The sequence below is a fragment of the Azospirillum agricola genome, assembly GCF_020005195.1.
GTDB classification, from domain to species: Bacteria; Pseudomonadota; Alphaproteobacteria; order Azospirillales; family Azospirillaceae; genus Azospirillum; species Azospirillum agricola.
In genome coordinates this window covers 2,930,973-2,945,895 of the sequence record NZ_JAIFZR010000005.1, presented here as the reverse complement: position 1 = coordinate 2,945,895, position 14,923 = coordinate 2,930,973, and the positions used below count along the sequence as shown (strand labels likewise).

Genomic DNA, 14,923 nt, shown 5'->3' with positions numbered 1-14,923 from the left:
TATCTTTCCGGCAACAGATTTGCGCCGGACCATGTCGTCAACCACCGAAACCCCCACGCCGCCCTCCACGCCGTTGTGGCAGCAGTTCCTCCGCTGGTCGACGCGGGTCGGCCTTGGCAAGCGGCTGGCCTTCGCGCTGTCGCTGGCGGCGCTGGCCGCCGGCTTCGCGACCTACGCCGCGATGACCGAGAGCGGCCCCTTCGTGCAGTCGAACCCGCGCACGGTGACGCTGCTGCTGACGCTGGATCTGGCGCTGCTGCTGACGCTGGGCGTGCTGATCTCGCGGCGGATCGTGATGATCTGGATCGGGCGGCGGCGCGGTCTGGCGGGGTCGCGGCTGCATTCCCGGCTGGTGCTGGTGTTCAGCCTGCTGGCGGTGGCGCCGGCCATCATCATGGCGGTCTTCTCCACCCTGTTCTTCTATGTGGGCGTGCAGAGCTGGTTCAGCGACCGGGTGCGCACGGCGGTCAATGAATCGCTGGCCGTCGCCAGCGCCTACCTGCACGAGCACCAGCAGAACATCCGCGCCGACGCGCTGGCGATGGCCAACGACCTGTCGCAGGAAACCCGCCTGTCGAGCGACCCGCAGCGCTTCGAGCAGATCGTCACCACCCAGGCGATGCTGCGCGCGCTGTCGGAGGCGATCGTCTTCAACGGCACGACCGGGGCCATCCTGGCGCGGTCCGGCTACACCTTCACCCTCGAATTCGACCCGATCCCCGAGGAGAAGGTGAATCTCGCCCGCCGCGGCGAGGTCGCCCTCATCATCAGCGAGAACGACGACCGCGTGCGCGCGCTGGTCAGCCTCGACCGGATGACCGACACCTTCCTCTATGTCGGCCGCATGGTCGAGCCGCGCGTGCTGTCGCACATGGCCTCGGCCGAGGGGGCGGTGAGGGAGTACGCGGCGCTGGAAAGCCAGCGCGGCAGCCTCCAGATCACCTTCACGCTGCTCTTCCTGGTGGTGGCGATGCTGCTGCTGCTGGCGGCGGTGTGGGCCGGTCTGAACTTCGCCACCCGGCTGGCCAAGCCGATCAGCGCGCTGATCGGCGCCGCCGAGCGGGTGCGGGCCGGCGACCTCACCGTCCGCGTGTCGGAGCCGCCGGGCGAGGACGAGTTCGTCCTGCTGTCGCGCGCCTTCAACCGCATGACCACCGAGATCGAGGGCCAGCGGCGCGAGCTGCTCTCCACCAACCGGCTGCTCGACGAGCGCCGCCGCTTCACCGAGACGGTCTTGTCGGGTGTCTCGGCCGGCGTGCTCGGGCTCGACGCCGACGGCTTCATCAACCTGCCGAACCTGTCGGCCGCCCGCCTGCTGGGGGTGGAGGACCCCGACACGCTGGTCGGCCGCTCGCTGGCCGACCTGTCGCCGGAGATGGCCGAACTGCTGGAGAACGCGCCGAAGCGGCCGGGCCGGGTGTTGCAGGACCAGATCCAGATACGGCGCGCCGGCAAGACGACGCTGACCCTGCTGGTCCGCATCGCGGCCGAGGGGCGGGGCGGCGAGGTGCGCGGCTACGTCGTGACCTTCGACGACATCACCGAACTGGCGTCCGCCCAGCGCAAGGCGGCCTGGGCCGACGTGGCGCGGCGCATCGCCCACGAGATCAAGAACCCGCTGACGCCGATCCAGCTTTCCGCCGAGCGCCTGCGCCGCAAGTACCTGAAGGAGATCACCAGCGACACCGAGGTCTTCACCATGTGCACGGACACCATCGTCCGCCAGGTGGACGACATCCGGCGCATGGTGGACGAGTTCTCGGCCTTCGCGCGCATGCCGCAGCCGGTGATGAAGCCCTGCAACCTCAACGATCTGGTCCGGCAGGCGGTGTTCCTGCAATCGAGCGCGCACGCCGGGAAGATCCGCTTCGACCCGCATCTGCCGTCGGGGCCGCTGACCGTCGCTTGCGACAGCCGGCAGATCTCGCAGGCGCTGACCAACCTGTTGCAGAACGCCGCCGACGCCATCGAGGGGCGCGGCCCGTCCCCGGACGGCTCGCCCCTGCCGCCCGGCGAGGTCTCCATCGCCGTCGAGGGCGACGCGGAGAAGGTGACGGTGGTGGTCGAGGACAACGGCAAGGGCCTGCCGACCGACGAGCAGCGCGACCGGCTGACCGAACCCTACGTGACGACGCGGGCCAAGGGCACCGGCCTGGGGCTCGCCATCGTGAAGAAGATCATGGAGGACCATGGCGGCGTGCTGACCCTGGAGGACCGCGTCGGTGCGGCCGGGGCCCGCGTCACCCTGGTGATTCCGCACCCTGTTGCGGCCGTGGCGGAGCCCGGCGGACGCGACGACAGGCCGGCGGAGACCGGCGAAGAGACGAGGCACGCAGCCCATGGCGCATGACATTCTGGTCGTCGACGACGAAGCCGACATCCGGATGCTGATCACCGGCATCCTGAACGACGAAGGCATCAAGACCCGCGAGGCGGCCGACGCCGACCAGGCGTTCGCCCAGGTCGCGGCGCGGCGGCCCAGCCTGGTCGTGCTCGACATCTGGCTCCAGGGCAGCCGCCTGGACGGCTTGCAGATCCTGGAACAGCTGATGCGCGACCACGCCAACCTGCCGGTCATCATGATCTCGGGCCACGGCAACATCGAGACCGCCGTCCAGGCGATCAAGGTCGGCGCCTACGACTTCATCGAGAAGCCCTTCAAGGCCGACCGGCTGCTGCTGATGGTCGAGCGCGCCATCGAGGCCTCCCGGCTGAAGCGCGAGAACCAGGAGCTGCGGCTGCGCGCCGGCGGCGACGTCGAGCTGGTCGGCCGCTCCTCGCCGATCAACCAGGTGCGCCAGAGCATCGAGAAGGTCGCCCCAACCGGCAGCCGCGTGCTCATCACCGGCCCGGCCGGTTCCGGCAAGGAGGTGGTGGCCCGGCTGATCCACGCCCGCTCGCGCCGCAACACCGGCCCCTTCGTCGGGCTGAACTGCGCCACCATGCGGCCGGAGCGGCTGGAGATGGAGCTGTTCGGCACCGAGGCCGGGGTCGACGGCATGGGCCGCAAGATCGGCACCTTCGAGCAGGCCCACGGCGGCACGCTGCTGCTCGACGAGGTCGCCGACATGCCGCTGGAAACCCAGGGCAAGATCGTCCGCGCCCTCCAGGAGCAGGTGTTCGAGCGGGTCGGCGGCGGCCAGCGGGTCGAGGTCGACGTCCGCGTCATCGCCACCTCCAACCGCGACCTCCAGGCCGAGATCGAGCAGGGGCGCTTCCGCCAGGACCTCTTCTACCGCCTGTCGGTGGTGCCGATCCGCGTGCCGTCGCTGGCCGAGCGGCGCGAGGACATCCCGCTGCTGGCCCGCCACTTCATGCAGCGCTCCGCCGAGGCGTCGGGCCTGCCGGTCCGCGAGTTCGGCGAGGACGCCATGGCGGCGCTCCAGGCCTACGACTGGCCGGGCAACGTGCGCCAGCTCCGCAACGTGGTCGACTGGCTGCTGATCATGGCGCAGGGCGATCCCAAGGAGCCGATCCGCGCCGACACCCTGCCGCCGGAGATCGGCGCCATCACGCCGACCGTCCTGAAATGGGACAAGGGCGGCGAGATCATGGGGCTGCCGCTGCGCGAGGCCCGCGAGGTCTTCGAGCGCGAGTATCTGCTGGCCCAGGTCACCCGCTTCGGCGGCAACATCTCGCGCACCGCCTCCTTCGTCGGCATGGAGCGCTCGGCCCTGCACCGCAAGCTGAAGTCGCTCGGCGTCCACGGCAGCGAGAAGGGCAAGCTGTTCATCGAGTGAGGGGACAGCCGGCCCGTTGGGGCCGGCCGTCTCTCAGGACGGTTCCTCAGGCGCGGGGATCACCCGACCGTGCGCCGGTAGAGGTGCCAGGTCGCGTGCCCCAGCACCGGCATGACGACCGCCAGCCCGACGAAGGCCGGCAGGCAGCCGACGACCAGCGCCGCGACGACGATGGCGCCCCACAGCGCCATGGACCGCGGGTTGGCCATCACCGCGCGGATCGAGGTCTGCATGGCGATGATCCAGTCGACCTGACGGTCCAGCATCATCGGGAAGGACACGACGCTCAGCGCCAGCGCGACGATGGCGAAGGCCAGCCCGACGAGGTTGCCGAGCAGGATCATCCGCCAGCCTTCCGGCGTTTCGAGCATCAGGCGGACGAAATCGCCGGCCGAGGCCGGGTGCAGCGTGCCCAGCGTCCGGTCGTAGACGATCTGCGCCGCGCCCAGCCACAGCACGAACAGGGTCAGCATCATCAGCCCCATCGCCGCGATCGACCAGATCGCCGGGGAGCGGAAGACGTCCAGCGTGTTGAGCCAGGACACCGGCTGTCCGCGCTCGCGCCGCCGGCTCAGCTCGTAGAGGCCGACCGCGGCGAGCGGACCGACGAAGGCCAGTCCGGCGACCAGCGGATAGAACAGCGGCAGCAGGTCGCCGCCATAGGCCGCCCGCCCGGCGACCAGACCGACCAGCGGGTAGATGACGCCGAGGAAGAGAAGCTGCGTCGGCGACGCCAGGAAGTCCCGCCAGCCCAGCGCCAGCGCGTCCCGCAGGTCGCGGGCGCGGATGCGGCGCACAACGGGGTTGGTGGGGACCATCACCATGTCGGCCAGATGCCGGCTCGGCATGTGGGGCATGGACCATCGTCGTGCCATCGTCCGATCTCCTTCATCCCGTCCGCTCCACAGCGATCTGCGGTGGGGCGGGGGTGAACGCGATGTCGCGAAGGGTTCGGTCCGGCGGTCGATGCGGGTCGGCGCGACGTCCGGCCGGTCGCCTTGGCGCGGGGCTTGGTGCGGGGTGGACCGAACCACGATCACCGGCCAGCCTACTCCCGCCGATGGCGGCCCGCATCCGACAACGTTCGTATACGACCAATGCGCGTGACGAACTGTGAGCATGGCGAAGAATACCGCCGGCGGCTCCGTTCAGGCGGGAAGCGTGAAGGAGGTCGGCCGGTCTCCGCGCTGCCAGTCCTCCAGCATCCTGAGATAGGCCGCCTCCAGCGCCCGCGTGTGCGCCGGCATGTCGAAGACGGGGTTGCCGTCGCGCCGGCTCCGCAAATCCTCCCGCAGCGCGCGAAGTTCGGCGCGCCGTCCGGCCCAGGAGCGCACCGTCTCCGCGTAGCCGTCGAGCGATCCCGCCACGAAACCGGACAGCCCGGCCGCGTGCAGCAGGCTGGCGCCCACCCGCGACTGGAAGGTCTCGCCCGGACAGCTCACCATCGGCACGCCGACCCACAGCGCGTCGCTGGCCGTGGTGTGGGCCCCGTAATGCAGGGTGTCGAGCACCAGATCGGCCTGTTGCAGCCGCGCCAGATGGTCGTCGAGCCGTTCGACCCAGGGGGCGAGGATCAGGCGCTCCGCCGCGACGCCATGGGCCAGCGCCGCGCCGCGCAGGTTCCGCTCGGCCTCGGGGACCGGGCGGGGCAACCACAGCACCGCGTCGGGAATGTCGCGCAGCAGCGTCATCCACACCGCCCAGATGTCCGGGGTGATCTTGTGCGCGGCGTTGAAGCAGGCCAGCACGAAGGCGTCGTCCGGCAGGCCGCAGGCCGAGCGGGGCGGCGGGGCTCCGGCGTGGTTGCGCCGGTCGCGCGGCAGGAAGCAGCCGGGCAGGCGGGCGACCGCCTCGCTGAATCCGGCTTCCAGCTCGGGCGGCAGCGCCACGGAATCGGCGAGGATGCAGTCGATCCAGGCCGCCCCCATGGTTCCCGGATAGCCCAGATAGCTGACCTGCACCGGGGCCGGGCGCAGGGCGAGGATCTCCGGCCGGGCGCGGCCGGTGTAGCCTTTCAGGTCGACCAGGATGTCGACGCCGTCGCGGCGGATCGCCTCGGCGGCGGCCTCGCTGGGAAGGGCGTCGATGTCGACGAAACGGTCCACCCCCTCGCGGATGCGCCGCCGCTCCTCGCCCTGGTCGTCCGGGCCGTAGCTGTAGGCGACGATCCGGAACCGCGTCCGGTCGTGCAGGGCCAGCACCTCGGCCAGCAGATGGGCCACCGGATGCTGGCGGAAATCGTCGGAGAGATAGCCGACCGTGATGGTGGCGGCCCGCCTGGCCGCCTTGCGGCGCGGGGGGGCCGAAGGGATCGTCGCGGCGTGGGCGCGCGCCGCCGCCAGCAGCGCCGGGGGCCGGACCTTGTGGGAGAGCAGCATCGCCGCCTGCACGGGAAGGCCGCGCGTGGCGATCGCCTCCAGGGATGCCGCGTCGTCGTCGAAGCCCGACCAGTCGCAGGCCTGCTGCTTCGCCTGGATCAGCGCGACCTCGGCCGCCGCGTGGCCGGGGGCCAGCGCGAGCGTCCGGCGGTAGGCCGCGATGGCGGCGTCAAGCCGCTTCCGGCCTTTCAGGATGGTGCCCTGGTTGAACCAGACGGCCGGCGCCTCGGGAGAGACGGCGGCGGCGATCCGGCCGGTCCGTTCCGCCCGGTCCAGCGCGCCGAGCTGGAAGAGGGCCGCGGACAGGCTGCGCAGCGCCTCCGGGTTGCCGGGCTGGACGGCCAGCGTGTCGGCCAGGGCCGCCGCCGCGCGCTCGAAGGCGCCCATCCTCATCAGGCTGTTGCCGATGTTCAGCAGCACGCCGGGGTGGGCGGGATCGTAGCGGCGCGCCGCCTCGAATCCGGCGAGCGCGTCGCGGAAGCGCTGTTCCGCAAAGGCCTGGTTGCCGATCGCGACCTGGAGGTCGCGCCCGAACCCGGCCATCGACGGCGTCAGCGGCACGCGCCGCGCGGCCTGCTCGAACAGCTTGGCGGCCTGGGCGAACCGGCCCTGCTGGGCGGCGGCGACGGCGCCGTCGAGCTTCTGCTGGGCGTCCCGCAGGTCGGCGGGCGTGGGCTGCTTCCCGGCTGGGCGCTTCGGGGTGTGCATGGTTCGACCGCTCCGACATCGTCACCGGACGCTGCGTAGCAGGCCGTTGGGCCGGCGGCAAGCCGTTCGCGGGCGGCGCCCCGGGGCGCCGGGGATCCTAGCGGTGGGCCTGCTCGATCACCAGATTGGCCCGCGTCAGCTTCTCGGCCAGCGTCGTCGCCAGCAGGCGGTGGAAGACGAAGGCCAGTTCGGCGTCCTCCCGCTCCAGCCGGGCGAGGGTCGCGGCGGTCAGGCGGTAGATGACCGAGGGCTCGTCCACCACCACGTCGGCGGTGCGCCGTTGGCCGAGCAGCAGCGCGATCTCGCCCACCACGGCGCCGCCGGTCATCGTGCGCAGCCGCAGGCGCTGGCCGTCGGGGCGGGTGGTCTGGACCTTCACGCGGCCCCGGCCGACGATGTAGACGTCGCTGGCCGTCTCGCCGGCCCGGATCAGCACCGCCTCCGGCGTCAGCCGCAGCTCGTCCAGCGCCGCGGCGGCGTCGGCCAGCCGTGGGTGGGGGCCGATGGCCTCCTCCAGATGATGGATCAGCTCGCCGTTCGCCGAGGGCAGGGCGGGCGCGGGCAGGGGGGCCGTTGCGAGAAGGCTGTTCTCGCAGGCTTCCAGGGCGTGGTCGATGTCGATGGCGCGGGTCAGCGCCGGATCGTCCTCCAGCTCCGGCGCGGCCATCGCCAGCATGGCGGCCACCTTGGGCGGGAGGCCGCTGAGGACGAGGCGGACGCCCGTGGCGGCGGTCAGGTTGCGGATGCGGGCGAAGCCGGTCGCCGCCGCCGAATCCATGCCCTTGATGTGGGCGAAATCGACGATCAGGAAGCGGAGCGGCGGCGCGTCCGTGTCGGACAGGCGGCGGCGGACCCGATGGACGATCTGCTCGGCCGTGCCGAAGAAGAGGAAGCCTTGCAGTTGCAGGATTTCGACGGCTCCGCCGGCCTCGGTCAGATGGTGCGTCGCCGCCGGGGAGCGGTCGACCCGGCTGCGCAGCGTGCGGCCCGTCGTGCTCAGCCGGATCACCGGCAGGCGGGCGTAGGTGTAGACGAAGGTCGCCAGCGACACGGCCAGACCGAGGAGGAGACCCTCGATGAAGCCGATCCCGGCGATGGCGGCCAGCACCGCCAGGACGATCAGCCAGTCGCCGCGCGGCAATCGCTTGCGCGAGGCGACCGCCCATTCCTGCAACAGCTCGACGCCGAGGAACAGGATCAGCCCGGCCGTGAGGAAGACCGGGGTGTTCGCCACCAGCCAGCCGGCGAAGAACAGGCCGAGCCCGATGACGGCGGCCGTCGCCACCCCGGCCCAGCGGTCGGCGGCGCCGAGCCGGCCGGCGAGCAGCGTCATGCCGAGCCCGACGAAGCCGGACGGCCCGGCGAACAGCCCGGCGATCAGGTTGGCGCCGCCGGTGACGCGCAGTTCGGTGTTGGCGTCGATGTCGCGGCCGCTCGCCAGCTCGATGCCGCTGCTGTTGAGGAGCAGGCCGACGAGGCCGAGGACCGCCACCGACAGGATTGCCGGGGCCGCGGCCACGACCCGCGACCAGTCGGCCGCCGCGACGATCCCGGTGGGCAGCGGCAGGCTGACGGTGCCGCCGGGCACGGTCGGCAGCCACTCCCAGGCGCGGGCCTGGTCGGGGGTGATCCCCAGCAGGGCGATCAGCGCGTGGAAGGCCAGCGCCGCCCCCACCAGCACGCCCGGCAGGATGAAGGGCGAGGCGCTGCGGCGCAGGGCGGCGACCAGCAGGACGGCGAGAAGCGCCGCCGGAACCAGCTTGGCCAGGATCGTCGGATCGGCCAGAAGTCGCGGGTTGGCGAGCGGCGCGTGCACCCCCGTCAGCATGGCGAGCCCGCCCTCCACCAGCAGCCAGCCCGACCCGGCGAGGAAGCCGGCGACGACCGGGTAGGGGAAGAAACGGACGAGCGTGCCCAGCCGCAGCCGGCCGACCAGCCAGAACAGGGCGCCGGTGACCAGGGTGCTGGTTCCCAGGATCGCCAGGGCGGTCGCCACCCGGACGTCGGCGGGGGCGTCCGGCATGTCGGCGGCCATCGCCGCGATGGTCGCGGCCAGAACGGCGACGCTGGTTTCCTGGACCAGGGCGACGGTGTCGGGCTGCGTGCTGCGCAGGCCGACCAGCAGCGCCAGGATGGCGGCGCTGAGCAGCACGGCGCCGACGCCCATGCCCAGGCCGGAGGCGAGCGGGCCGGAAAACAGCAGGGCCGCGATCGCCAGCCCGTTCCCGAGATTGTCGATGCCCGCGACCAGGCCGATCATTCCGGAGGCCAGGATGGCGCGGCCGCCGCGCCGTTGCTGTTCTGTCGTGCTGGTGTCGGGCATGCTGTCCGGTGTCGTGCGGCGTTCCGCCGGATGGCGGCGGCCGTTCCCAATGGTTGTTCCCAGGACAGCCGCTGGTGGTTGCCCCATGCGTCACAATGACCGCAAGCACGGTTCCGGGCGCAAGCCAAAACAGCGGCTTGCACGGTTGCCGCGGCGTCGCGGGGCCGTCATGCCCGGATCGGGCCGGGCGGCGGGACCGGGGCCGTGGGGCCGGGCCGGAGCGGGGCGGGGGTGCGCCACCTCCCCCCATTGAAAATCACCCCGTTTTCCGTCTACGGTCGCGCGTCCCTTCGGAGCGAGTGCATGCGCGATATCACCCCCATCACGGTCGCACGCGGCGACGGCATCGGCCCCGAGATCACGGACGCGGTGCTCCACGTGATGAACGCGGCCGGCGCGCGGCTGAAGGTGGAGGAGGTGCCGGCCGGCGAGGCCGTCTACCGGCGCGGCCATGCCGGCGGGCTGGACGCCGCCGGCTGGGGGTCGATCCGCCGCACCCGCGTCTTCCTGAAGGGGCCGATCACCACGCCGCAGGGCCATGGCAACAAGTCGCTGAACGTCACCGCGCGCACCACGCTGGGGCTGTTCGCCAACGTCCGGCCCTGCGTCGCCTACCATCCCTACGTCCGCACGCGCCACCCGCGCATGGACGTGGTGATCATCCGCGAGAACGAGGAGGATCTCTACGCCGGCATCGAGCATCGCCAGACCGACGACGTGATCCAGTCGGTCAAGCTGATCTCCCGGCCGGGGTCCGAGCGCATCGTCCGCTACGCCTTCGACTACGCCCGCTCCAACCACCGGCAGAAGGTGACGGCCTTCGTCAAGGACAACGTCATGAAGATGACGGACGGGCTGTTCCTGAAGATCTTCTACGAGCTCGCCGCCGAGTATCCGGAGATCAAGGCCGACCATCTGATCGTCGACATCGGCGCCGCCCGCCTCGCCGACCAGCCGGAGCGCTTCGACGTCATCGTCACGCTCAACCTCTACGGCGACATCGTTTCGGACATCGCGGCGCAGATCACCGGCTCGGTCGGGCTGGCCGGCTCCGCCAACATCGGCGAGACCTGCGCCATGTTCGAGGCGATCCACGGCTCGGCCCCGATGATCGCCGGGCAGGGCATCGCCAACCCGTCGGGCCTGCTGATGGCGGGGGTGATGATGCTGGTCCACATCGGGCAGGGCGACATCGCCGCGCGCATCCACAACGCGTGGCTGAAGACGATCGAGGACGGCATCCACACCGCCGACATCTTCGCGCGCGGCATCGGCCGGGTGCGCGTCGGCACCCGCGCCTTCGCCGACGCGGTGGTCGAGCGGCTGGGCCAGATGCCGGTCACCATGCCGACCGTCGGCTACACCACCGCGCGGCCGGCCTATGACGGCGTCAACCGCCTGTCGCCGCGCCGCGTCGCGGTCAAGGAGCTGGTCGGGGTCGACGTCTTCCTGCAATGGTCGGGCGGGGTGCCGAACGATCTGGCCGATCTGGTCGGGCCGCTCTCGACCGAGGCGTTGACGCTGGTCAGCATCTCCAACCGCTCGCAGCGGGTGTGGCCGGACGGCAACCTCGACGTCTTCTGCACCGACCATTGGCGCTGCCGCTTCCAGGCCACCCACGGCCCGGTCAGGCACGCCGCCATCGTCGAGCTGCTCGGCCGGCTGGCCGACGCCGGCATCGACTTCACCCAGACCGAGAATCTCTGCAATTTCGACGGCAAGGCCGGTTTTTCGACGCCCGGCTGAGTCCGGGCCGGGGGCCGAGGGAATAACCGGATGGGGGAGGGCGTCATGAACGGTGAGACCGCCCCCGATGGACCGGACATGAGCCCCCCCGAGATCGACGACCGCGCCATCGCCGCGCATGTGCCCCGGCTGCGGCGATACGCCACCGCCCTCGTCGGCAACCGGCACGACGCCGACGACCTCGTGCAGGATTGCGTGGAGAAGGCGCTGGCCAACCGCCACGCGCTGCGCGACCCGTCGCGGCTCGGCGGCTGGCTGATGACGATCCTGCACAACCTGCACATTTCGGGGCTGCGCGGCCGGCGCCGGCGCGGGCCGGAGGTGCCGGTCGAGGATCTGGCCGACGACCTCGCCCTCAGCGCCCCGCCGGCCGACCGCGGGGCGGTGCGCGACTTCGTTCGCGCCTTCGGGCAGTTGACCGACGAGCACCGCACGGTCCTGTTGCTGACCGGGATGGAGGGGCTGTCCTACCGCGAGGTGGCCGAGGTGCTGGAACTGCCCATCGGTACGGTGATGTCCCGGCTGGCGCGGGCCCGCGAGCGTTTGAGGGTGCTGCTCGACGGTGGAATCGAGCAGACGGTGAGGAGGATCAAGTGATGACGAGCGGCCCCAGCAACCCCGTGACCGAGGCCGACCTGCACGCCTGGCTCGACGGCGAACTGCCGGAGGAGCGCCGCGCCGCCGTCGAACGCCATCTCGCCGACCACCCGGAGGAGGCGCAGCGCGTCGAGCGCTACCGTGACCAGCGGGCCCTGATGATGCGGAGCTTCGGCCCGCTGATCGACCAGCCGGTGCCGGATCCGTTGCGCCCGCCCTTCGCGGCGCGCGGGGAGCCGGCGTCGCGCTTCGCCGGGCGGGGCCGGATGTGGGCGGCGGCGCTGGCGGCCTCGCTGCTGGTCTTCGTCGCCGGCGGGGCCACCGGCTGGGTGGTGCGCGACCGTGCCGGCGGGCGCGGCGGCGATCCGCTGAGCGCCGCCTTCGTCACCGACGCCGTCGCCGCCCATCGTGTCTTCACCGTCGAGGTCCGTCATCCGGTCGAGGTCGGCGTCGACCAGGAGGCGCATCTGATCAATTGGCTGTCCAAGCGGATCGGCAGGACCATGCGCTGTCCGAAGGTCACCCAGGGTGGCTACGAGCTGATGGGCGGGCGGCTGCTGGCGGATTCCGACGGGCCGGTCGCGCTCTTCATGTACGAGGATGCGGCCGGTCGCCGCATCACCCTGTACATCCGCCCGACCCCCAACGCCGGGGGCACCGCCTTCCGTTTCGCGCGGGATGGCGGGTTGCAGGCGCTCTACTGGCGTGACAATGGTTTGGCGCTGGCGATAACGGGCGATATCGATCGGGCTACCCTTTCCGGCATCGCCGAGGAGGTGTATGGTGCCCTGAACTCCTAGGGGGCACCCCCGGACTTATGCACAGGAATGTTGCCGCGACCCCCTATCGTTTGCGGCATTCATCTGGTAGGTTCCTCCCCGGCTGGCACAAAATGTTGCGGCTTATGGAAAACGGCGTCAGACCGTGACCCAACGGCAGGCACTACCGGATCGGGAGTACTCGGGGATGAGTTGGACGGACGAGCGTATCCAGCGTCTCAAGGATTTGTGGTCCCAGGGGTTGAGCGCGAGCGAGATTGCCGACAGTCTGGGGGACATCAGCCGCAACGCCGTGATCGGCAAGGCGCACCGCCTTGGCCTGTCGGGCCGGCCGTCGCCGATCAAGAAGAAGCCGACGCGGGGCGCCACCATCCTGGCGCTGACCGAGCGCATGTGCAAATGGCCGGTGGGCGACCCCAAGCACCAGGATTTCCATTTCTGCGGCAAGCCCTCGCTGGCCGGGCTGCCCTATTGCGCGGAGCACGCCGCCCTGGCCTACCAACCGACCGGCAGCAGCAAGAAGCGCGAGGACGATCGCGAGCGCGACCGCAACGTCGGCGCCGCCTGATTCGGCTTTCCTGTCAGGCTCACGGGCAAATGGCCTGCCTCTCGGGGGAGAGGCGGGCCTTTTCGTTTCCTGGGCGTTGTTGAACGGATTGATTCCGCCCGAGCCTGTACGGCCTTGCGGCTGTCGCGCGGCGACGGGCTTCGGCTGAGAGGATGGCCTGCCGCTCTCCTGCCGCTTTCCTGCCGCTCTATGGCTGCCCGGCTGTCTGTCTGGGCAGGTCCAGAACGATGCGGGTGCCGTCCGGACCGGAGACGATGGCAAGCCGGGCGCCGATGGCCCGTGCCCGCCGCCGCATGTTGGCAAGGCCGTAGCCGCCGGGGCGGTCGGACGCGCCGCCGCATCCCTCGTCGGAGACCACCACGCGCACCCCGTCGTCGGTCGGCCGGATCTCGATCCTCACCTGATCGGCTCCCGAATGCCTGGCGGCGTTCATCGTCGCCTCCTGAAGCAGACGGAACAGCTCCAGCGCGGCCGAGGACGACCATCCGGCCCCCTCCGGCAGGGCGTGCATCTGCCAGTCCAGGGCGATGCCGAGCGCGCGAAGCTGGGGTTGGATGTGGTCCCGGAAGTTCGCCAGCATCATGCCGGGATCATCGCCGACCTCGGCCATCGAGGCGATGACCAGGCGCAGGTCGACCAGCGCCTTGCGCGCCGCGGTGCCGAAGTCGCCGGCCACGGTATCCGCGCGGCGGCTGAGCGCCACCATCGACACCAGCTGGCCGGCGAGGCCGTCGTGGAGGTCGCGGGTCAGGCGCGAGCGCTCGGCTTCGAGCGCGATGGCCCTTTCCTGGGCCTGCTCGCGGGCCAGGCTGGTGCGCAGCGCCGTCTCCGCGTCCGCGATCTCCCGGCGCAGCTTGCCATTGAACTGGTCCACCGCGTTCAGCGCCGCCGCGAAGCGCCACATCAGGATGGTGCTGATCACGCTCAGAAGCATGAACACGGGGATGGAGAACGGGTTGATGAACAGCCGCTTGCCCTCGGCGCCGTAGAGGATCGGCACTTCGTGGAGGATCATCAGCAGGGACAGCAGCGTGGCGCCCAGGATGATGTGGGCGCCGTCGTTGCCCTGCCGGAACGCCGCGTAGAAGAGCACGCCAAGGGCGCAGCAGGACAAGGTCACGGCCACCGGCACGGCGACGTACCAGTTCAGAACGTGGAAGATTCCGGGAGGCAAAAGCAGGAAAGCCGCGGTGAGTCCGACCGGCAACGCCGCGAACAGGATGCTGGCCCGTGGCGGCCGGCGGTTGACGAAGCAGAAGGCGAACGGCACCAGCAGCGCCGTCACCCAGGAGAAGGTCAGGTTCGACAGCGGCATGACCAGCGGGGAGACCAGCGACTCCGGCAGGATGACGACGAGATTGCTCATCGAGTTGAAGAACAGGATGCCGGCATACAGAATATAGGACCGTTCGGAGCGGCGGACCGCCCAGACGATCGACAGCATCACGCTGAAGGCGAACTGCCAAGCGAACAGCAGTTGCGGCAGCATGACCAGAAGAAAGCGGTGCTGCTGGTACACCGGCCGCAGCAGGCTGTCGGGTCCGGCATGGATGCCGCCGAGATAGTTCTTCCGGCCGAACAGCATCACCGCGCGGATTTCCACGCTGTTGGAGCCGGTCTGCAACAGCGGTGCCGGGATCGTGATGATGTCCGGCCATATCAGGGTGGCGATCCTCCCCGAATGCGTCCAATCGCTGTCGTACAGCAGGGTGCCGTTGACCCGCACCAGAATGCGGCCGGAATAGTTTGGAATCAGCACGGACCATGGTTCGGCGCTGTCCGGGGAATGATCGAACTCCAGCCGGTAGAGTCCCCCGCCGAACCGGCCGGCACCGGGCACCCGGAAGCTGTGGGGCAGGGGCACGGGGGTTTCCGCGACATCGGCTGGACGGTCGAGGGACTCCAGCGGCCGGAACATGGCGCGGTCGATGTCGATGCCGCCCTCGGGCGGCGACAGGGTGAGCAGCGGCGAGCCGATGCCCACCGCGAGAACGGTCAGGTAGAACAGGCCGATGATCAGGCGGCGGAGCAGGAGCGGTCGTCCACCGCCCCCGGTGGCCTCGATGAAGCCGGCGGCCACGGTT

10 protein-coding genes are annotated in these 14,923 nt (G+C 70.8%); 6 read left to right on the top strand and 4 right to left on the bottom strand.

Annotation, left to right across the window (positions count from 1 at the left end):
- Positions 1-31: 31 nt before the first annotated feature.
- Positions 32-2,350 (top strand): sensor histidine kinase NtrY-like, encoded by a 2,319-nt coding sequence (locus JN22_RS28860; protein ID WP_085557147.1) that lies wholly within the window; start codon positions 32-34, stop codon positions 2,348-2,350.
- Positions 2,340-3,740, top strand: coding sequence for a nitrogen assimilation response regulator NtrX (gene ntrX / locus JN22_RS28855; RefSeq protein WP_085557146.1), 1,401 nt, complete (start codon positions 2,340-2,342; stop codon positions 3,738-3,740). The genes JN22_RS28860 and ntrX overlap by 11 nt, the downstream gene beginning before the upstream one ends.
- Before the next feature lie 59 nt (positions 3,741-3,799).
- On the opposite strand, the gene JN22_RS28850 is transcribed toward ntrX, so the two are convergent.
- From JN22_RS28850 to JN22_RS28840, 3 genes are all read right to left on the bottom strand, one after another.
- Positions 3,800-4,597, bottom strand: a complete 798-nt coding sequence (locus JN22_RS28850) for a DUF2189 domain-containing protein (RefSeq protein ID WP_223677933.1) — start codon at positions 4,595-4,597, stop codon at positions 3,800-3,802.
- A gap of 291 nt (positions 4,598-4,888) precedes the next feature.
- Entirely contained in the window at positions 4,889-6,826 is a 1,938-nt protein-coding gene (locus JN22_RS28845; RefSeq protein WP_085557144.1) for an O-linked N-acetylglucosamine transferase, SPINDLY family protein, read from the bottom strand.
- A 97-nt stretch (positions 6,827-6,923) separates the two neighbouring features.
- On the bottom strand, positions 6,924-9,149 hold the full coding sequence (locus tag JN22_RS28840) for a SulP family inorganic anion transporter (protein ID WP_085557143.1): 2,226 nt from the start codon (positions 9,147-9,149) through the stop codon (positions 6,924-6,926).
- 303 nt (positions 9,150-9,452) lie between these two features.
- On the opposite strand from JN22_RS28840, the gene JN22_RS28835 reads away from it, so the two are divergent.
- The 4 genes from JN22_RS28835 (at position 9,453) to JN22_RS28820 (ending at position 12,839) form a co-directional block, all read left to right on the top strand.
- Positions 9,453-10,895, top strand: coding sequence for an NADP-dependent isocitrate dehydrogenase (locus JN22_RS28835; RefSeq protein WP_179166254.1), 1,443 nt, complete (start codon positions 9,453-9,455; stop codon positions 10,893-10,895).
- Between the two features lie 45 nt (positions 10,896-10,940).
- Positions 10,941-11,492: an RNA polymerase sigma factor gene (locus tag JN22_RS28830; protein ID WP_085557393.1), complete on the top strand. Its 552-nt coding sequence runs from the start codon at positions 10,941-10,943 to the stop codon at positions 11,490-11,492.
- Positions 11,492-12,292: an anti-sigma factor family protein gene (locus tag JN22_RS28825; RefSeq protein WP_085557142.1), complete on the top strand. Its 801-nt coding sequence runs from the start codon at positions 11,492-11,494 to the stop codon at positions 12,290-12,292. The genes JN22_RS28830 and JN22_RS28825 overlap by 1 nt, the downstream gene beginning before the upstream one ends.
- A gap of 166 nt (positions 12,293-12,458) precedes the next feature.
- Entirely contained in the window at positions 12,459-12,839 is a 381-nt protein-coding gene (locus tag JN22_RS28820) for a GcrA family cell cycle regulator (protein WP_085557141.1), read from the top strand.
- A gap of 187 nt (positions 12,840-13,026) precedes the next feature.
- Here the strand turns inward: JN22_RS28820 and JN22_RS28815 are convergent, their stop codons facing one another.
- Positions 13,027-14,919: a sensor histidine kinase gene (locus tag JN22_RS28815; RefSeq protein WP_085557140.1), complete on the bottom strand. Its 1,893-nt coding sequence runs from the start codon at positions 14,917-14,919 to the stop codon at positions 13,027-13,029.
- Positions 14,920-14,923 lie beyond the last annotated feature (4 nt).